At 50.5% G+C, this 20583-nt stretch carries 16 protein-coding genes; 6 read left to right on the forward strand and 10 right to left on the reverse strand.

The features are described from left to right. A partial coding sequence (locus QZY67_RS11710) for an AAA family ATPase (RefSeq protein WP_295370502.1) occupies positions 1 to 973 on the reverse strand: 973 nt, incomplete at its 3' end. 148 nt (positions 974 to 1121) lie between these two features. Between QZY67_RS11710 and QZY67_RS11715 the strand changes: the two genes are divergently transcribed. Next, entirely contained in the window at positions 1122 to 2246 is a 1125-nt protein-coding gene (locus tag QZY67_RS11715) for a DUF6076 domain-containing protein (RefSeq protein WP_295370504.1), read from the forward strand. Continuing rightward, the gene (locus QZY67_RS11720; protein ID WP_295370506.1) at positions 2243 to 3208 is read left to right on the forward strand and encodes a sigma-70 family RNA polymerase sigma factor; all 966 of its coding nucleotides are present in this window, start codon (positions 2243 to 2245) and stop codon (positions 3206 to 3208) included. The genes QZY67_RS11715 and QZY67_RS11720 overlap by 4 nt, the downstream gene beginning before the upstream one ends. Positions 3209 to 3253: 45 nt before the next feature. On the opposite strand, the gene QZY67_RS11725 is transcribed toward QZY67_RS11720, so the two are convergent. The 9 genes from QZY67_RS11725 to QZY67_RS11765 form a co-directional block, all read right to left on the reverse strand. Next, entirely contained in the window at positions 3254 to 3718 is a 465-nt protein-coding gene (locus QZY67_RS11725) for a DUF6550 family protein (protein WP_295370508.1), read from the reverse strand. Further along, on the reverse strand, positions 3715 to 4035 hold the full coding sequence (locus QZY67_RS11730) for a DUF6809 family protein (protein WP_295370510.1): 321 nt from the start codon (positions 4033 to 4035) through the stop codon (positions 3715 to 3717). Before QZY67_RS11730 ends, QZY67_RS11725 begins: the two co-directional genes overlap by 4 nt. Before the next feature lie 61 nt (positions 4036 to 4096). Then, entirely contained in the window at positions 4097 to 5644 is a 1548-nt protein-coding gene (locus tag QZY67_RS11735) for an AAA family ATPase (protein ID WP_295370512.1), read from the reverse strand. 2 nt (positions 5645 to 5646) lie between these two features. After that, the gene (locus QZY67_RS11740) at positions 5647 to 6606 is read right to left on the reverse strand and encodes a hypothetical protein (RefSeq protein ID WP_295370514.1); all 960 of its coding nucleotides are present in this window, start codon (positions 6604 to 6606) and stop codon (positions 5647 to 5649) included. 4 nt (positions 6607 to 6610) lie between these two features. Next, complete coding sequence (locus QZY67_RS11745; RefSeq protein WP_295370516.1) at positions 6611 to 8821, reverse strand: DEAD/DEAH box helicase family protein; 2211 nt, start codon at positions 8819 to 8821, stop codon at positions 6611 to 6613. Then, positions 8815 to 10818, reverse strand: coding sequence for a site-specific DNA-methyltransferase (locus QZY67_RS11750; protein WP_295370518.1), 2004 nt, complete (start codon positions 10816 to 10818; stop codon positions 8815 to 8817). The genes QZY67_RS11745 and QZY67_RS11750 overlap by 7 nt, the downstream gene beginning before the upstream one ends. After that, positions 10811 to 11944: a toll/interleukin-1 receptor domain-containing protein gene (locus tag QZY67_RS11755; RefSeq protein ID WP_295370520.1), complete on the reverse strand. Its 1134-nt coding sequence runs from the start codon at positions 11942 to 11944 to the stop codon at positions 10811 to 10813. Before QZY67_RS11755 ends, QZY67_RS11750 begins: the two co-directional genes overlap by 8 nt. Positions 11945 to 11973: 29 nt before the next feature. Continuing rightward, entirely contained in the window at positions 11974 to 13293 is a 1320-nt protein-coding gene (locus tag QZY67_RS11760; protein WP_295370522.1) for an RNA-binding domain-containing protein, read from the reverse strand. A 277-nt stretch (positions 13294 to 13570) separates the two neighbouring features. Next, complete coding sequence (locus tag QZY67_RS11765) at positions 13571 to 14425, reverse strand: MurR/RpiR family transcriptional regulator (RefSeq protein WP_294534002.1); 855 nt, start codon at positions 14423 to 14425, stop codon at positions 13571 to 13573. A gap of 379 nt (positions 14426 to 14804) precedes the next feature. Here QZY67_RS11765 and QZY67_RS11770 point away from each other — a divergent pair, with 379 nt between their 5' ends. The 4 genes from QZY67_RS11770 (at position 14805) to QZY67_RS11785 (ending at position 20435) form a co-directional block, all read left to right on the forward strand. Further along, entirely contained in the window at positions 14805 to 16175 is a 1371-nt protein-coding gene (locus QZY67_RS11770) for an FAD-dependent oxidoreductase (protein ID WP_295370525.1), read from the forward strand. 69 nt (positions 16176 to 16244) lie between these two features. After that, the gene (locus QZY67_RS11775) at positions 16245 to 17531 is read left to right on the forward strand and encodes a citrate transporter (protein ID WP_295370527.1); all 1287 of its coding nucleotides are present in this window, start codon (positions 16245 to 16247) and stop codon (positions 17529 to 17531) included. An 86-nt stretch (positions 17532 to 17617) separates the two neighbouring features. Next, positions 17618 to 19756: a hydantoinase/oxoprolinase family protein gene (locus tag QZY67_RS11780; protein ID WP_295370529.1), complete on the forward strand. Its 2139-nt coding sequence runs from the start codon at positions 17618 to 17620 to the stop codon at positions 19754 to 19756. Positions 19757 to 19772: 16 nt separating this feature from the next. Further along, the gene (locus tag QZY67_RS11785; protein WP_295370531.1) at positions 19773 to 20435 is read left to right on the forward strand and encodes a hypothetical protein; all 663 of its coding nucleotides are present in this window, start codon (positions 19773 to 19775) and stop codon (positions 20433 to 20435) included. Positions 20436 to 20583 lie beyond the last annotated feature (148 nt).

A 20583-nucleotide genomic window follows, 5' to 3' on the forward strand; every position in this document is an offset into this window, starting at 1 on the left:
CGGCACGCTGCAGCTCAATGAGCCGCCTTCCGTTGCTGCGGCGCACCACAGCGGAAATGCCGATTTTCCTTAGTGCGTCAAGGTTTTGCAGGATCTGTCGGGACACTTTCTTGGGGGAGATACGCTCCACACCCACAGGGTCGATTCGTTCAGACAGCTCTGTGGGAGTGCCGATAAATTCGGTTCGGTCACGCATCAGTTCAGAGAGAAGATAGACGATGCGATCGCCCAGCAGCTCTGGCTGTGTCCGACTGTCCGACACCAGCTCCCACACATTTTCACCGTTGCGCTCCAGTGTCAGCTCCCGGTATTCAATGTCACGGCCAATGCAGGAGAGCTTTGCTCTGCCGCTGCCCCGCCGTTCCTCCATCAGCGTGAAGCTGGAATCCACCGCACCGCTGATAGCAGTCGTACCAGAGATGCGATTGAACACATCGTCAGCGGTTTCCTTGCGCAGATGATGGATCAGCAGGATGGCGATGCCGTGGGTATCTGCGATCCGTTTCAACACAGACAGATCCCGGTAGTCGTTTGCGTAGGTTGCGTCGCGAGCCGGACGAACCATCTGCAGCGTGTCGATGATAACCAGTACCGTGTCCGGGTGTGCTACGATAAATGTGTCCACCTGCTCCTCCAGCCCCTGACCAATGAGGGCACACTCCGTGCAGAAGTGGACGCTGCTTGGTGCGTCCTCAGTGATCTCAAAGAGCCGGTTCTGGATACGGAGAACGGAATCCTCCAAGCAGAGATAGAGGGTAGTGCCCTGCTTCACGGACATCCCCCAGACCGGTTCGCCCTTGGCCACCATGACGGACAGCCACAGAGCCAGCCAAGACTTTCCCACCTTGGGAGAGCCAGCAAGGATGTGCAGCCCCTGGGACAGCAGCGTGTCCACCACGAAGTTGAGCGGCGTCAGCGGCAGGCTCATCAGGCTCTCGCCGTCAATGGTTTCCAGTCGTTTTGTTTTACTCATAGGATCATCCCCTTGTAAAAAGATAAGGACAGAGACCACGCGGCCACCGTGGCTCTTGTCCTTTCACTTGATTATTGGGGGGATTTTGATAAAATGAGAATATCGCAAGACAGGCAGAAAACAGATATAGGACAGAGGAGGTGGCCCTATGCCGCTGGGTACCCAACAGAACAACAATTTCCTGCACCTGACAATGGATGTCTGGCAGGATCAGATCTTTTTTAACGAGACCGTCTACCCGGCCGGCCACTTTGCCGCCGAACTGTTGAATGTTCCCGAGGAGACCATACGGGAACTGGACACCCACGGCGGCGCCATCAGCCATCAGGTGGAGGCCCTGGCCTTGGCCGGGCGAGGTGAATTGATCAACCTGCTGGACGGGACCCGCGTCTCTCTGGAGAAGCTGCTGGATGCCCTGTGGCAATGTCCACCGTACAGCCTGATGGACAAAGCACAGGAGCAGCACACATTGGAGGTGATGTTTTCCCCGGCATCCCACAACGATCTGCTGAAGCCGGCTTCGCCCGTCCGGAAATTTTTCTTCCGCTATCTGGTGGCCGCCTTCAGCATTCCCCTGGGCATCCAGCACTTTGCCGTGGCGGCACGATATTTTGAGGAGGGCTATCTGCGACGGCTGAAGAAACGGACAGAGACCTTCTTCGCCATGGCCGCCCACGACTGCTTCAACAGCGAATGGTTCTGGGATACGATGCGTGATCTGCCGGTACCGGATGTTGAGCCATTCACCATCACACCGAACTTGAGATCCTCCTATGTCTTTGCCCGACACCCGAAACAGGGAAAGGAAACCGTATTTGTGAACCGGTATTTCTTTGACCATGCCATCAGCTTCTACATCTTTGACCTGATGAACGGACTGCAGCACGGACATGCGCCCAGCCGGTGCTGTGGCTGCGGAACATACTTTCTCACCACCAACGGCCACATGCCGAAATACTGCGATGGCATTGCGCCTCAGGATCCCCGCATGACCTGCCGGCAGTACGGCGCCATGATGCGGCAGAAGGAACAGAACAAACAGCACCCGGTCTATCGCCTATTCACCACCCGCACCAACACCATCCGCAAGCACCATCAGAGAGGAAAGATCTCCGACGAGCTGCGCAATGAAGCCCTGTATGTAGCGGAGAGTCTGCGTGATAAGGCGCTCATGGACAACGACTATGCCGCCAACGGTTATGCACACGACATGGAACAGGAAGTGATCTATACTCAGGCGAGAGAGCGTCTTGCCAGGGAGGACGGGCCATGAGTATGTACCGCTGCGACGATCTCTGCCCGAGCAACGAGGAGCTTGCCCAGCGCATACAGGACGGCGATCCACAGGCCGCTCCGCTGCTGCTCTCCCAGAACGAGGGATATCTGACCATGCTGGCCGCAAGCTACTGCGAGCAGTTTTCTCAGGATTTTCTGGTGGACGACCTCAAGCAGGAGGGGGCGCTGGCACTGCTGGATGCGGCGACAAAGTTTGATCCCTCCCATGGAACAAAACTGCTGACCTATGCGACCTCCGCCATTGAGACAGCCATGCGGGACTGCGCCGCCCAAGGTTCTTTTTCGCTGTCGCTCCCGCTGGACCGTTACCGCCAGCTGCGTCAGGTGGCATTTCTCTATGCCACGCATGAGCGGAACATCGAAACAGATCTTCTGCCGGCCATTCAAGAGAAGTTGGAAGTCTCCGCTAAAGTAGCCAAGCGTCTGCTGGAAGAATACCGTACCGTATTTCAGATCGAGTCTCTGGGTGAGCGTGTCTTTGACCTTTGGTGTGGCGGCGACCCCGCCAGGGCCTACGACCGCTTCATGCGCCGGACGCTGCTCCTCCAGCGCATGAATGAGGTGTTGAGCCCCAGAGAACTGAATTTGGTGCGATGTTATCTGGGGATCGGCCAACCCAACGAGCAGGGCATGACCTTTCAGGAACTGGCCATCCGACTCAACTACAACGGCCCCAGCGGGGCGGAGAAGGCGTATAAGAGCGCCGTCCGGAAATTGAGAAAGCAGTTGAACGGCGGCACTTACGGCCAGTGGCTCTCCATCCAAAAAGCCATTCGCAAGGCCAGAGCGGAGGCAGAAGCTGATTCCGGCTACTATGTGCCGCCGCAGACGACCTGGCTGGACGAAAAAGAACTGGCGGAGCGGTTTCTCTGTGAAGTCGTTTCGCTGATCCACGTCCATGAGATCTTCAGCGACGTATTGGAGCAGGAAACAGAATAAGCAGTGCGGCACCAGGCTTTGTCCTGATACCGTACTGCTTTTCATTTATCCCATGATCCCGATTTTATTACCGTTCTCGTACATATCCTCGGCGTATTCCGCATGGTTGAGTCCCTGGCTTTCTATCCAGCCGAAGCCTGGCACGTAGACCATGTTGTCCGGTGCGCCGTCAGGCGAAGCCGGGGCAGGTTCTGGTTCTTGTGGGGGTGTGACATCCTGTTCAGGTAGAACCGGTACTTCACTCGCTGAGGGCGTTTGAGCAGGCGATGGCTCCGGGAGAATGTCAGCTTCCTCGACCAGTTCCGGCAGTATTGCTTCCGCCTTTTCTTCCTCTGGTGATATGACTCCTTCTGTTTCCGGTATCTCCTGAACTTCGGGCTGCGTGGTGATTACAGTGGCTGGCGTGGGCAGTGCGGGTGTTTCCCCGGCTGGTTGCTTCTGTGGCCACACAGCCGCACACAGGGCCAGACAGGCGGTGAATGTTGCAGCGGAGATGATTCGTTTCTTCATGTTGCTTCCTCCTTTCCTGACATGGAAAGAGCGCCCGTTCTCTTCGCTGTACGGCGAGAGACTGAGCGCTCTTTTTCATATTGATTCAGTTCCATAGAGAGCTGCCACGCCAGCTCAAATCCAGAGATAAAGCTGTCCATGGAGCGTTCTTCTGCCATCAGACTCTGGGCATCCATGATTCGCAGTACCAGCCGCCGTTCCGGCTTCTCCAGCACTTTGATCAGTGCCTGGTGGCATTCTTCCACTTCCTGCCTCTGTTCCGAAAACTCCGGCGGGGTATAGAAGCAGTCGTACAGATCCTTGAGCAGATTGTTCATGTGTTGCACCTCCTGGTAGCAACACACAATACCATATGATGAGGGGAATAGCTATAACTTTTTACAGGGAAACGCCTTTCTCTGTAAAATAATCCACCAGGCGATTATTGAATACTCGTTTGATATCTCTTAACGCCGAAAGAGAGGAGTAATCAAAGGCATATAACTGCTCTTTTTCAGCTTCTGTCACCTCGATCTTTTTAAATAGCTCAGAATATGTAGTTTTTGCTTTCTCAAATAGCAAATCCAGAAATTCTCTCTTCTCTGTCGATGTAGGTTCCTCGAATTCGCACACTAAATCAAAGCGTGTCTGAAGTTCAGGCGGAATAACCTTTTTGTAGTCCGCTTCGTTGAGAAGATTTGAAGTAAAGACAATAACATATCCATCCATGTCGTACTCTCTTGCCATAGAATCCGTAAAACGGCCTTCTTCCAATAACTCCAGAAAGAAAGAGAAAACTGGGCGTGTAGTCTTTTCAAACTCATCGCAAAGCAGCACACCTACTTTGCTTTTTTGAATTTTTTCACTTAGCTCTCCATGGTTGCAACCAATATAACCTGCCGGACTGCCAATTAAACTATTCAAGGCATCTTGGCTACTGTAGTTCTGAAAATTGATTTTAGCTAAGTAACAATCAGTTTGTAGCCCACTTGCGAGCAGCCTCGCAACCTCAGTTTTTCCGATACCAGATGCTCCAAAGAGAAAGATTGAAAGGACTTTTTGCTCCTTGGCTTTGTTTAGCAAAATAAAATTTTTTAAGCAATACTGCAGTCTGTCTTTGAAATAGCTGTGGCCAATCAAGTTATGATTGAATATGTCGATGAAGGTATCAAAATTCCCTCCACTCAAATCTGTCACTTTAGAGAGCATATTTTCTTCAGGTTCTTTCTCCCCTAAACCGCATAGATCAGGAAGTAACTTGCAGACAGGTTCTTGTCCATCAAAAAACAGTGGGAAGTATTTCAATAATGCATCAATCTGAGGTGTTTGCGCAATAACTCTAATATTTGGCATGATACCAAGAAACTGTTCAACTGCGTAAATGAGAGCTTTATTATCCTCGATTGCATATGAAACAGAAGTCAAATCTAATATAGCCAACTTAGAAGAGCTGTTAAATCGTTCAAATTCGTTACGCTGTTCACCACTTGCGCGAGAAAAAGTTGCAATCGGAATATCATTCATATCTGCGTATTGAATGATATTGTCCAAATCCTGTGTATTGTTGTATTTGTATATCTTTTGCCTGGGATATGGTTTAAAGGCGTGCGCTGTTTCGGGGGCAGAATCTGCCTCTTCATCTTCCTTGAAATAGCATTTATAATCAGAAAATAAAAGAGGCAATAATTCCATAGCGCTTTCTGCAATGGTCGCTTCTACAATTACAACAGTATCCTCTGCCATATTTGTGAAATTAATGTATACTGGTACTATATTATTTTTGTTGGTCAACAAAAAATAAACCAATGCAGATATGTCAATGCAAATATCAGCGCAGAAATCGAGCATATCTTTAGTTTGTTCAAATCTAAATGGGAATACTTCTCTTTCTTCCTGGATTTTTCTTAATTCCTCAACATTGCGGTAAGTAAACAAAGTATGCTCCATCTTTATTTCCTCCACAGTTTACTTAGCCAAATACCGAAGCGATTCCACCAGTGAAGTTTTAGCGCAGGGGCTTCTTCCAGTTTAAATGCCACATCTTGAATGATTGCCAATGTATCAATGAAATGGTAATCACTGAAACTCTTTTTAGTTGTGTCATGTGGCAAAGGATGCGAATTACTTTTAATTATTTTGCTGGCAGCTGCCTCCTGTTGCTCCTTGCGAGCACCAATCTCTTGGAAATAGGTAAATGTGTTTGAGCTAATAAATTCTTCGCTTACAATACCTTTGTAGATGCCAACAATAGATACATGACCAATAAGTAAATCGTTGATGTTGTACTTGTTCTCAAATTCCGATTGAATTTCCATAGGGATCTTAATGATAATTTCAGATACGGGTTCCTTCATATTTTCATCATATACAAGCCCTTTCAAAATGTATGCATAGTCTTGCAACATTGAACTGACCAAATTATTGACTTCCATACCTTCTACCCGCATACCCTTTAATGCATCGCGACGCAAAATAAGAAATTGCCGAAGGCTTTCTTCGTTCAGCAGTTCTAATTTGATACGATCTACCTTTACAAGATCACCTTCTGCTGAGTTATCCAATGCAGCCACAGAGGCACACTGCTCAATGATCCTACGCAAAAGGATGGATTTAGTCGTTTTTACATCCAAACTTTCCACAACTTTGGATGATGATGTAGCAGTTTCCTTTGCGTCTGCGGAGATAGAGGCCTTAATTCCGTCCAGAAACTGTTTTGTACCTTGTGCTGAGATGGACGATGTGAAGCCATATTGTGCTTCAAAACTACTTGATTTATCGGTTTCAATTTTAGTAAGAATGACATTGTTAATCATCATTGCGATTTCATATACCTTACTGAAATTCAGATAGTAGATATTAAAATCACGTGATTTCTTTTTCTCTGTTTGCTCCAAAGAATTCATCTCCATACGCTTAAAACTCCTGTTTTAGCGGTACCCAGTGTTCATCAGCCATATCAACAGCAAATTCTGTATTGTTGATATATAACTGGTTGTCTTTATCCCGAACAAATCCCCAGTGTAAGTTATGCTTTGTAGCATACGCCTTGAACGCATTAAACTTGTTCTCTATTTGACGGTCAATATTTTTATCCTGGCCCCTGGCTTCGCCGCCCTTAGTTTCAATCACCCAAATCGTTCCGTCTTTCTTCGTCACGATGTAGTCAGCGTAAAAAAGCCACTGCTTCTGGATTCCGTCTACATAGACGATGGAGAAATACTGTTGTCCGGTGTCACCGTTTTTGTACACCCATTCGATGTCTTGGCGACCTTCACAGTGCTGCTCAAACAGCATTTCACAAGTGCTGCGAACAAGGCTGGTTGCAAAGCCAGAAGTATATTCGTGATAGGCATTAGATAGGTACTCTACTTCGTTTTTCACATTGGGATCATAGCGGAAAAAGTCTTGCTCCGGAATATGGAAGGTACTTTTCTTCGGATGCAGTTGCATACTCATTTGAACTGCCATCTGCGCTGTAACTTCCCGGAATTCTTCTTTCAGTTTGTGTTGGTTATTGATAACAAATGCATAGAATTCAGCTGTTTCCAGTGCGATCAGCTTCCGGCTGGAGTTGCCGCCCTTACGGAAAAGACGCTCCAGAATAGTTTTGACCTTATTCTGTGCCATACCGATAGAGCTCTTGATAGCGTCAATACTGTGCATAAGCTGCATACCATGCTTATGCGTATCAACGCGTTTATGGGTCGTAATGTAACTATGGCTCTCCGTCAGAGCAGAGGTACGCACAAACTCACCCTGCAAAGCCTGCCCATGGATCTCCGCACCGAAGATGTATCCGGCGTCTGCCAGCAGCCTCTGATTCTGTTTCTTATCACTACCCAGATGGTACTTGTCAACCAGAGCCTCATGAATTTTAAACAGCACTTCGCGCTCGCCCAGACCGTCGAAGTCCATATCCCGGATTTCCTTCTCAAGCGTAAATGTTTTGCACTTGTCCTTCAGGAACAAACGGCGAGTTTCATAAGCCTTATCCATGCTGGATAGCAGACCTGCCTTGTACTTCTCGTCAAAGGTGTACACATAGCAGAAATCCAGCAAATCATCTTCGTAGTGTCTGGCTTCTGGCATACGGCGAATTCGGCCAATTGTCTGAATCTCAAATCCCTCGCTCATACCCTCACGCAGTTTTACCAAGATTTTGGCACGGGGACAATCCCAGCCGGTACTGATAGCCTGCTTCATCAATAGGAACACTGGCGTGGCATTGTTCTCGGTCAGGTTATCTGACAGATCCCGTTTGTCCTCACTCATCCAGATGCTGACCATGCCGTTGTCATAGGTGTAGCCCATGCTTTCCAGTTTAGCTTCTACCGCACGGATGGTTTCTGGCTGGCCATTTGGAAACTGAATTAATACCAAGGGGCGGATTGCCTTTCCCAACTCCTTATATCGGGCAGCAATCGCTTTGCGCTTAGCATCGGCAAGATCCAGAAGGCACTCATAATCATTGCTAATCTCCATGCCATCCACCAATCCCTCATTTACATAGAGGGCTTTGGTAATCAGGCCGGCATTGATAACATCTACTTCGTCAATTTCCAAATACTCATACCGCTTATTCTCCACTGCGGTGGCGCTAACACGGATAATGTTTTTTGCGGAGAATGCATCAATAATGGATTTCGCCTTTGCGGTATTATTGGAATGTTCCTCGTCGATGATGACGATGAATTCCGTTCCCGCTCGATGTGCTTCCGCAATGCGGTCGAAGAGGTTCTTTCGCTCACTGTCCCGGATGGCCGTGTTTCCTTTCTTGGTCACCAGCTCCCAGTTGATAAAAGTAGTGCTTTCAGCATCAAAACCGTTCTGTAGGGCATCAAACAGGTTTTGTGTATAACGGTGAGGCGCAAACTTTTGCATCTTCTGGCGGCTTTGTTCTTCCAGATCACCCTTGCCGGGACATAACCAGATGAAGGCGGTATTACTGATTATCTTTGTCAGGTATTCTTCGATGAAGTCAATCAGGATGATGGTCTTACCAGAGCCAGTGGGAGACTTGACAATAACCGTTTGCTTGGAACGGCTGTCTGTTGCTATATCCAGAAGATTGATAACTGCCCTTTCCTGAAAGTCAAACAGATTGATGTTGATGCCGCTTACCATGTTTCACCCACCTCCTTCAGTTCAAAGTTGAAGTAGTAATCAGGTATAGTATGGATTTCCACACCTGCAAATAGTGCGTTTTGTTCCGTGGTAAATAGAACTTCCTTGGATGCATAGATGGCTTTCACATTCTCGTACTCGCCCCAATGCTCCTGCAATTCGTCGGCTTCCTCGTCGCTCAAAATCATCAGATACTGGCTGCCGTCGATTTTGACACCATGTTCTAACTGGATCATTTCTCGGGTGTGTTCCAAAAGATGATCGACAATGTATTCGGCGTCCTTGGAAATAAAATCAGTTCGATAGAATAAAAGGTTTGCCGCGACACCTCCTACTCTAACCTGTTCTCCAAGGCCATAAAGATAGGCTCGACCATTCTTTATTTCAGTAGAAAATTTGCAGAACTCTTGTTCGCAATCTTTTTTTACACTGACTATCTCATCATAAAGTGTCGTTGTTTTTAGGTCAGAAAGGGTGATTTTCTTGTCTAATAGTAGGGTGCGTATTTGGTTGTCATATGTATATGTCGTGCCATTAGCTCGGTTGCCCGTAATGACGGTTTTCACCCGAGGATATGTAATAGCATCACAAATGCTATTCTCATTATTTGTGCAAAGGATAAACCGCCGACTTCCATTATCCTCGTGATTCAGTTCCAGGACCGCCTGTGCAGTGGTTCCTGAGCCTGCAAAGAAATCCAAAACAAGGCTATTGGATTTGGATGTTCTGTACAGGATTTCCTTGATTAATGCAATTGGCTTTGGAAAGGGAAAATCCACTTTGCATCCAAATACTGCTTTGATATCTTTTGAGCCAGCAGATGTTAAAAACTTAGTATCCGTCCAAATAGTAGGCACACTACTTGCAGCTGTCTTAAAACCAACTACTTCAAGGGTCGGAATGGTTTTATCCGGCTGATAAGTTTCCAGTTCCCCCTCCTCAATTTGCTCGATAATACCCCCTGACAAATATTGAATTGTATATTTGTTTTTTCCCTTCTTATTCGGAACAACTTTTATATACCCTAAATCCCAGTTTTGTTTTAGCTTTTCGGGAATTAGTCGCCAAACGCAAGCATCCCCTCGCTGTGTAATAGGCCAAATTGCCACAGTACCATCAGGCGCTTCATTATAGTCAAACTGAAAATCCGATTTATCACCCGTATAGCTACCATCATCTATACGTTCCTGCAAGGTTTTCCCGCACCCAGCAATCCTTCCGTCGGAATCTACAAATATGGGATATACTTGGTTGGGCCGCTGCGTCTGGTTAAATCCTGAAAGGTTCATACCGTGATAAGGGTTGGCATATTCCTTTTTTTCGGATTCAAGTTCGATCGGTTCGAATTCAGGAGGTGTAACAAATACGATGTATTCTTGCACATAAGTAAAACCATTTTGAACTGCGTTGCCGCTCGATGTTTGAACCGTCACACAAACAACATTTTTCGTTGAGAACATCTCCTGGCATAGCATCATCAAATTGTTAACTTCATGGTATCCAATGCTGATCGCCATAATACCGTTTTTGCTCAAGAGATCTCCTGCTATCCTCAACCGTTCTGCCATAAAGGAAATCCATTTACTATGCTGAAATCCGTCGGAACTATCAATCCGCTTATCGTCATAAATGAAATCCTTATTTTTGGTGTTGTATGGAGGATCAATATATATAACATCGATTTTACCGCGATGCGTTTTGGTAAGCAGATGAAGTGCGTGAAGATTGTCCCCCTCCAAAATGAAATTATATCTCTGACCAGGGGCCGCAGTAATTTCACGCTCAGGCACCTCCGTGAACACAGGTATATTATCCCGCATCATGACATCAACAGCTTCTTCGTGCTGCTCCCACACAAGGCCGTACTTCTTAGAAGTCAATTCGCTTTCAATTTCACCCAGGGCGATGAGCATATCGTCATCGTCCCGGTGTTCGTCCTTTATCTTTTGCAAGAACGCCAACATCCGCTCCCGCTTTGACTGTGAAAGGTTAGGCATTCTCTGTCCCTCCAGCTTTTTTATAGATGATTTTCATCTCATACAGTTTACTAACCAATTCTGTGATATTAGAAACCTTAACCTTTGATGGGTCATAACCTACTCCCAGAACATAGTCTTTCGATCTGCTATCGCCATAATTGTAAATACTAAAGTGCAATCCAAGTTTTTCACTATCAAAGCTTCCAACACGGGATTTCGAAAGAGAAAACAACGCAGGAGCTTCTAACAATAATGCAGCACAGTCTTCATCGGTCGTTACATATTCAAAAATATCCTTTACTCGCAACTGTACCCATGTTGCAAGATTGTCGAAACAATTTCGTGTAAGTTCTAAGTACAATTCAAAAGATTTCTCAAAATTATACGGAGAAATACTTACAGATACTGTGCCAGAATCATCGCCTTTTTCAGAGCGTGAATAAACAAATTTAATGCCGTGGACTGCAAGACTACTCCCCTTATCGTATCCATATCCATGCGGCTTAGATAAAGAGTACGCAATTCTGTGTTCATCTAAGTATGCCATTAATCGGTCGAACAGTTCTTTTGTATTTCGGGTTTTCTTATCTCCGGGATTTTCCTTTTCGTAATATACACCACTTAGTTCGTATTTAACAGATCGAATGATTTCATCGAATTGGGTGCTGTGTTTAGTAGCAGAGGACGTGAGAGCAATGATTTCATCATAATCATCATCTGTAAACTGTGCAGAAAAGCTGTAGTTAAATTCCCGATTAATAATGGTAAGGAAATTATTGAGACTATCTGCGGAGATAATGTTGAAACCTTGAAGCAGATTAAGGGGAGCCTTCAAATCTCCAACACTAACGCCAATCCCGACAGGAATGACATGGACCCCCTTTGAATAGGCATAGCCGGCTTCAAAGTAAATCCAGCCGGTAGAGATGGATTTTTCTGTCACAAAGACAAACATCACCTTTGCTTCCTTTAAGCCTTCCTCTACCTTGTGAATCCAGTTAGTTCCAAACGGGATGCTTTCTCCATCACTGGACTGGAAAATCTCAAGAGTACCGCTTGTGTATTGCATTACCTTATTTTTGATTGCTAATATCATGTCTTTATCCTTAGAGGAATGGCTGAAAAACAATGTGGGTTTACTCATAGGGCGATCTCCCTTCTATTTCTTTAGTGTTATTCCGCAATGCGGTACTTCTGCTGCTTACCGGAGCCTTCTTTGATCAAGAGGCCTTTTTCGACCATATCCCGTAGAATTAGGATAGCGGTTGCCTGAGATACTTTCAACTCGGCTTCCACATCTTTGCGAACGATGTATCCTTGCTTTTCAGCCAGTCGGAGCAGTATTTCCTGCCGTTCTGCTTTATCAGTAACCTTCGAAGGTGCTGTGGTTGTTACATCTTTGCGCTCTCCTACATAGTTGATGTTGGGGAGTGTGATCTTAAAGGCGTTATCTGTGACCTCAAACTGCGGCTTTACTGCACACTCTGCGTAACTCTCATTGATTTTTAGAATACCTGTACCGTAAGCCTCAATCAACTTCAGACGGTAGAATACATTAGCCAAATTCTGATTGCGGAGTGCAGATACACCCAGCATGATATCATCAAAGGTCAGGCCGCGAACCAGACCGCCAATGGTCACAAACTCAATGCGGTCATCAAAGATACTGATCAGTGTAGAGCCGCTGAAGCTATAGTCGCGGTGGGTAATGGCATTGAGCAGTGCTTCACGCAACGCTTCGCTGGGATAATCCCGCTTGTCGATGCGATTCAGCCCTTCAAACTCTGCACGGGTATGGTTGAACTGATCAATATAGGAATAGGCATCTTCTAACTGCGTGAGCAAAGAACCGCTTAATTCCTTGCGGTCACGAAATACGCTTTTCTTGCTTCCATCAAATACGGCCAGTTTAATGGTATGGATGCACTGGTCAGACAACAACATGCCAAGATTGGTATAAGTTCCATCCGAGCCAATAATGTTTAATGTGCGCTTTTGCTGATCTCCGAAAGGTAGATTATGCTTAGCAAAATAGTTTTCCGCTTTCACAAAAGTCAGTTGTTGATTAATGGAGCGAGCGTCTTCATAACGGTCGCCACTGGTTTCCTTGATCATATTTAGTATAGCAGTTTCCGAAGCCGGAACGGAGGAGGTATTCTGTCGTACATACACCCCCTCAGGACGGATACCCTTTCCGGCGAGATAATAAGGGCGGGCAGTACCTCTCTGTACCGTCAAAACTACAACAGGCATTCCTTCAATATCTTCAACACCACACTCGGTAAACATAGTGACATCTGGACGAATGGAATCTCGAATCATGTTAGTAATGCGAAGTATGGTTGCGTCTGTGTTTTCTACACCATAAACACTTCCGTCATCGCTCATGCCAATATAAATTTTCCCACCCTCTGTGTTTGCAAAGGCAACTACTGTGTATTTGATATCATCAATGTACTCACGCTTAAATTCGGTAGTTTTATTCTCAATCATAAAAACGACCTCCGTTCTAACAACCACTTCTAATAATTATTATAACAATTATTAGAAACAAATCAAGAGTGAAAAGAATTTATGTTTGGAAGCAGTTGTCGATTATCATACATGGAGCAAAAAACTGTAATATGGGACACAAATAAAAATAACCGCAAGCCATCAAAACGATAACTTGCGGTTATTTCGCTTATTCCGTACCGGTAGTGCCCCTGGGGGTTCAGTTTATTTCCCTATAAGATAGAGCCCTGCGGCAGGCGCATTTTGCTCTGCTGGGTCAGAATTCAAAGAAATAGCTGTCCATTGTCTGCTGACTGTTCAGGATGGAGTCGCTGTTGAGCCGCCGCTGCTTCAGCGTCTTGTCGCTCTCCAGCAGGGCGCAGTAGAGCACGTCTGTGACATAGAGGAACATCAGGTTGTTGGAGACGGAGACGGAGTTCTGCGTCGTGATCCGGTCGCTGATGATGAACTTGAAGTCCACCAGGGTGCTGAGCTTGGGGGAGTCGTAGCTGGTGATGGAGAGGATGGTGGCGCCGCGCTCCCGGCAGATTGTGATGGCCTGGTAGAGCTCGCGCATAAGGAGCGTAGGGGCGATAACGATGACCAGATCTCCCTTGCTGACACAGCCGGAGTAAACCCTGATGTTGGCCGGCTCAGAGACGGCCTTGGCATAGAGCCCCACCATGCTGAGCTTGAATTCCAGTTCGCGGGCCACAAAACCGGTGTAGGAGAGAGAGAAGATAAAGATGTGCGGGGCATTGCGCATTGCGTCCGCGGCATGGAGAACCTGCTCCTCGTCCAGCATGGCGGTGGTGTTGACCAGCATGTGTTGGTAATCCTTGCTGACAGCGGCGACAAGACCGGTCTGAGTTTCTGCCCCGGATTCCTGCATGGCATGGTAAAAATTGTCCTGGGCCAGGGCGACTTTGAAGCTGTTGAAGCCCTTGAAGCCGATTTTTTTGCAGAAACGGTTGATACTGGCTTCTGAGGTGTTGGTGTTTTTTGCAATGGCCGTAATGGTGCTGGTTACAACGCTGTCGGCATTGTGAATGACATACTGTGCAATCTCATTTTCACTGACAGTCAGACTCTGCTGCATAGATATAATTTTTGCAATAACGGCGGAGACCACAAATATCCTCCTTTTCTTGGCATTTGTCCAAAAAAATGTATGTTTTAAAGCAGAAAACAAACTACTGGTGAACTTCTGAACCAAGAATTTTAATCAATTAAATATATCATAAAAATTGGAAGAAATCAAATAATGTCCCCAAGTCTGAAAGAAATCTGTCAAAGTACACAAATCAGAAAACATCAAATTGTATAAAAATAATTTTCAATTATATTGACAGTTTTGGAAAACGAATATATAATACAACCAAAATAAATGAGAAAAATAAAAAAACTACTGTGCAAAAAGTGGTTAAAAAAGAAAATATCAGTCGAATAAAATGAAAATAGTGAAAATATAACCGCAAAAAGAGCAAAAGAAGTGAAAGGAGATGGAAAGGATGGAACAAACGCTTTACACAAAAAAATTTGATGTACTGGTTGTGGGCGGCGGAGTTTCAGGGTGTGCGGCGGCTCTGGCGGCGGCACGAAACGGCGCGGATGTCCTTGTGCTGGAGCAGAACGGATATCTGGGCGGAACGCTGACAGGGTGCGGCGTGGGGCCCATGATGACGTTCCACGCGGGAGAAAAGCAGGTGATCCTGGGCATCATGGAGGAGCTGGTGCAGGAGCTGGTGCGCCGGGGTCAGTCTCCCGGACATGTTCCCGACACCAAACAATTTACCAGCACCATCACCCCTTTTGACGCGGAGGGCCTCAAGCTCCTTCTGGATGAGAAGCTCGCCGAGGCGGGGTGCACGGTGCTCTTCCACACCTTTGTGGGAGCGGTGCAGACCGAGCAGGGGAGAATCACCGGCCTGACTGTGTGCAATAAGGATGGGCTGAACACCCTGTCCGCAAAGGTGTACATAGACGCCACCGGCGACGGCGATGTGGCGGCCTGGGCGGGTGCGCCCATGACCAAGGGCCGCCCGGAGGACGGGGCCGCACAGCCCATGACTATGACGGTGAAGTACTGCGGCGTGGACACGGAAAAGCTCAAGGGGTATGTGATTGCAAACCCGGAGCGGTTCCCCAAGCTCTCGCCCCACATGGAGATTTTCCGCCAGCCTGTCCCGGTGGACCTGGAGGGATTTGACGATGAGTTCTCCGGCGCCAAGGCGGCCGGGGAGCTGTCCATCCGGCGGGAGAACGTGCTCATGTTCGCCACGGGGCGTCCCGGCGAGTATATTATGAATACCACCCGAATTGTGGACCACGACGCCACGGACGCGGCAAGCCTGAGTGAGGCCGAGCAGATTGGCCGGCGCCAGTGCGCGGAGCTGGACCGGTTCCTGCGGGCGCGGGTGCCCGGCTTTGAGCACGCCATGCTGGAATTCACCGGTCCGACGGTGGGCGTCAGAGGCTCGCGGCAGCTGGTCGGCTGCCACACGCTGACGGCGGAGGACATTCTCTCCTGCCGGGCGTTTGAAGACCGCATTGCCCATTCGGCTTATCCGATTGATATTCATAATCCGAAGGGGGAGGGGACGGACAGCACCTTCATGACCCGGAAGGGAACCTACTACTCCATCCCGTACTCCATTATGATTTGTCCGCAGCTGGACAATCTGATTGTCACCGGTCGCTGTGTCTCCGCCACGTTTGAGGCGCAGGCGGCCATCCGCACCACGCCCACTGTGGGCGCGATGGGACAGGCCGCGGGGGTGGCCGCCGCAATGGCGGCAGCCGCGGAAGGAAATACCAGGGAGGTGAACGTTCAGGCCCTTCAGCGCACGCTGGTGGATCAGGGCGCCTATCTGGAGCTCTGACCCCGGTGCGAAGAAGATTTTCTGCACAGAGGATAAGGTGTTAAAAAAGAGCTATTAGGAGGAAAAATCATGGAAATTGTACAGGCAATCGGAATCTTTGCGATTTTCGCAGTGTGCGTCGTCCTGATGATGATGCGCAAGCTCCCCACGATTCTGGCCCTTCCCATCATGGCGGTGGGCATTGCCCTGGTGGCCGGAATCCCCTTCATCTCTGCTGACGCGGAGACCTTTACCGTGGCCAAGGACGTGCTGGAAGCCGGCTCCATGCGCATGAGCACTGCTATTGCCGGCCTGTTCTTCGGCGGCATCTTCGGCAAGGTGCTGACCAAGGTGGGCGTGACCCGCACCATTATCCGCAAGGCCGCTGAGCTGGCCGGGGACAAGCCCCTGCCCATCGCGCTGGCCTTCCTGGTGGTGTGCTCCCTGATCTTCGCCGCCTCCAACGGCCTGGGCATGGTCATTCTGGTGGGCACCATCATCATCCCCATCATGATCTCCGCCGGCGTGAGCCCCATGGTGGCCGGCGCGGTGCTCCTCTTCTCCAACGGCATCGGCGTTACCTTCAGCGTGGGTACTCTGGGCGTGTACATCGACACCCTGGGCCTGCCTCTGGAGACCGTCACAGCCTACTCCTGGATGTGCGCCATTCCGCTGATTATCATTGCGGTTGCATGGATTGTGTTCTATATCAAGCGCGGCGGCAAGACCCGCAAGGCCTGGGCCATGCCTGCCTCCGAGCCTGCCACTGAGAAGAATGTCCGCGCCATCGCCCTCATCAGCCCCATTGTCCCCGTTGTGCTGGTGTTTGCTTTCAGCATGCCTCTGGTTCCCTCCATTGTCATCGGCATTGTGGTGACCCTGATTCTGGCCAGCCCCAAAAACGCCGTGCAGGTTGTCACCGGCTCCGTTGTTGAGGGCCTTCAGGATACCGCCGGCGCCGCCGCGCTGATGATCGGCATCGGCATGACCCTCAACGCCGTTATGGCGCCCCAGGTGGCCGAGGTTCTCTCCCCTGTCATCTCCGCCGTCATCCCCACCAGCCAGGTGATGTTCGTCCTCATCTTCGGCCTGCTGAGCGTGCTGGCCATCTACCGCGGCCCCCTCAACGTCTGGGGCCTGGGCAGCGGCATTGTGGCGCTGCTTGCCGCCTCCGGCATGAACCCTGTCGCCGCCATGGTGGCCCTGCGCCTCGACTCCAACATTCAGGCCGTCTGCGACCCCACCAACTCCCACAACGTCTGGGTGTCCGACTTCACCAAGATCGACGTCAACGAGTACCTGAAGAAGACCATCCTGTGGATCATGGTCTCCACCTTTGTGGGCCTGATCGTGGCCAGCTTCTTCGTGGCAATCTAAATTATCCGCACTTCGTCTGCCCGGCCGCCGGAATGGATGGCCGGGCAGACGAAACAGTATTCCCCGCAAGATTTTGGAGGTAAACCATGAGTAAGAAAGTACGGATTGGCATTGATGTGGGCGGCACCTTCACGGATGCCGTTGTGATTGACGCCAATACCTATGAGGTAATTGCAAAGCGAAAAATTCCTACCACCCACAAGGAGGGCGTGGCCCACGGCGTGGTGAACATCATCTCCACGCTGATGGAGGAGAACCACATCGCGCCCGAGGACGTGGTATTCATCGCCCACGGCACCACCCAGGCCACCAACGCCCTGCTGGAGGGCGACGTGGCCAGCGTGGGCATTGTGGGCATGGCCACCGGCATTGACGCCAGAGGCGCCAAGGGCGAGACCAATGTGGGAGACATTGAGCTGGCCCCCCACAAATACCTCAAGAGCTACCACACCTTCCTGGACAGCAAGGGCCTGACCGACGAGAGCATCCGGGGGGCCATTAAAACGCTGAAGGACCAGGGCGCCCAGGTGATTGTGGCCAGCGAGGCCTTCAGTGTGGACGACCCGGCCAACGAGCAGCGGGTCATCCGGAACGCGGAGGGAATGGGGCTCTACTGCACCGGCGGACATGAGATCAGCCAGCTCTACGGCCTGAAGATGCGCACCCGCACCGCTGTGGTCAACGCAAGCCTGATCCCCAAGATGATGGAGACCGCCAATATGACGGAGCAGGCCGTCCGGGACACTAAGATCAAGTCGGATCTGATGATCATGCGCTGCGACGGCGGCGTTATGAGCATCGACGAGGTGCGCAAGCGCCCCATCCTCACCATGCTCTCCGGCCTGGCGGCCGGCGTGGCCGGCGCGCTGATGTATGAAAAGGTCTCCGACGGCATCTTCTTCGAAGCCGGCGGAACCAGCGTGGACATCAGCGTCATCAAAAACGGCAAGGTTATGATCAAGTACGCACAGGTGGGCGGCCACAAGACCTACCTCCAGAGCCTGGACGTGCGCACCCTGGGCGTTGCCGGCGGTAGCATGATCCGGGTGCGGGATGGAAAGATTGCGGACGTGGGCCCCAGAAGCGCCCACATCGCCGGCAAGGAGTACGAGTGCTTTGCGCCGGCCGGAAGCATCACCTCCGCCAAGGTGCAGCTGGTCAGCCCCCGCAGCGACGACCCCTGTGAGTACGTCACGGTCCTGGCTCAGGATGGAAAGGAATACTCCCTCACACTGGCCGGCGCGGCCAACCTGCTGGGGTATGTGCCCGATCAGGACTACGCCCGGGGCGTGGACGAGTCCAACGCCCCCGCCTGGGAGGCGCTGGGGCAGTACCTGGGCATCACCGGCAAGGAGGCCGCCCGCCGGGTTATGGACCTGGCCATGGAGAAGCTCTCCGTGGTGGTGGAGGATCTCATCAGCGAGTACGAGCTGGACCGGAACTTTATCAGCCTGGTGGGCGGCGGCGGCAGCGGCGCGGTTATCGTCAACGCACTGGCCGAAAAGATGAAGGTCAAGTGCCAGATGGCCAAGAACGCGCCCTATATCTCCACCATCGGCGTGGCCCTGGCCATGGTGCGGGAGCAGCTGGAGCGCACCATCGCCAACCCGACGGACGAGGACATCAAGCGCATCCGCGCCGACGTGATTGAGAAGATTGTCCGCTCCGGCGCCAAGGAGGACACCGTGGACGTGTCCATCGAAATTGACGCCCAGAAGAACATCCTGCGCGCCATTGCCACCGGCGCCACGGAGCTGCGGCAGAAAAATCTGGGCGCGGCGGATCTGACCCGGGAGGAGATGGGGAAGATCGCCGCGGATTCCCTGGGGGCCAAGGCGGAGCAGACCCAGTACATCTGCGGCACCGGCCGCTGGAACCTGTTTGAGGGCCAGCTGAGCAAAAAAATGCTGGGCGGCCTCATCAAGCTCAAGCGCCGCGGCGTGGCCGTGGTGGACCGGGAGGGCGTTGTGCGTCTGCGCAAGGAGCAGGCGTCCTACGTCATCTTCCCCAAGGGAAAGCAGAAGGAGATTTTCAACCATTTCCTGGACGACAACACCACTTACTCCGATGCAAACGCCACTATCCCCAAGGTATTTGTGTTCTACAAGGAGAAAATGCTGGATCTGACCGGCATGCAGACGGCGGATCAGCTCTACTCCATTCTGGATGTGGAGACCGAAATGATGGAGCCCGGGGAAGAGATTCTGGCGGTAGCCTATAAATAAGCAGGGAGGCAGGCAGATGGACGATCGGATCCTGGCAATGTGCGAGCTCTCCAACGATCTTCTCTTTCAGAAGATACCGCCGGAACGGATGGCCTATTACGTCGACGGGGCGCTGGAGGCCGGCCGGGCGGCGGCCGGGCAGTTCCGCGGGACGGATATCAGGACCCTCTATCAAAACAGCGGCATCCAAATCCACCGCGGCGGGACGGGAAAGAAGGGGTACGGCGTTGTCCTCCGGGGGCAGGCCACCATGAGCCCCACGGAGTGCAGCGTGGAGGTCTACCCCGACTCCATCGACGAGCTGGCCCGCCACAGCACCTGGGAGGGCCGCCGCCTCACCGGCGAGGAGGCCATGGACGTGCATCTGTCCCACGAGTTCTTCCACATCTGGGAGTATCAGCAGCACCGCTCCATTGTGGAGGAGCTGGACCCGGTGGTCAGCTTCACCTTTCTGGGGCTGAAGCGCCGCTCCCGCATCAACCGGTGCGGAGAGATTGCGGCCCACGCCTTTGCAAAGGAACTGTTGTCGCTGCCCTGCCTGCCCAATTTATACGATTATCTCTACCTGATCGATACGGAAAAAATGAAGCGCAGCGACTTTGAGGAGCTTTGCAGCCGGATGGAACGGCTGCTCCTCGGTCAGAGCGCGCAATATGCGGTAAAAGGAGGAGCCAAATGAAAAAAAGAGCGTGTTCTTTGATTCTGGCACTGGCTATGATTCTGAGCCTTTTCCCGATTTATGCCATGGCAGAGGACAGGAGCAGTTGGGATCTGCTCGACGCAGGCGCCACAACCGCCAGCCCATTTTCAACCAGTATTGGAGCGAT

The organism is uncultured Pseudoflavonifractor sp., from assembly GCA_904419835.1.
Classification (GTDB): domain Bacteria; phylum Bacillota; class Clostridia; order Oscillospirales; family Oscillospiraceae; genus Pseudoflavonifractor.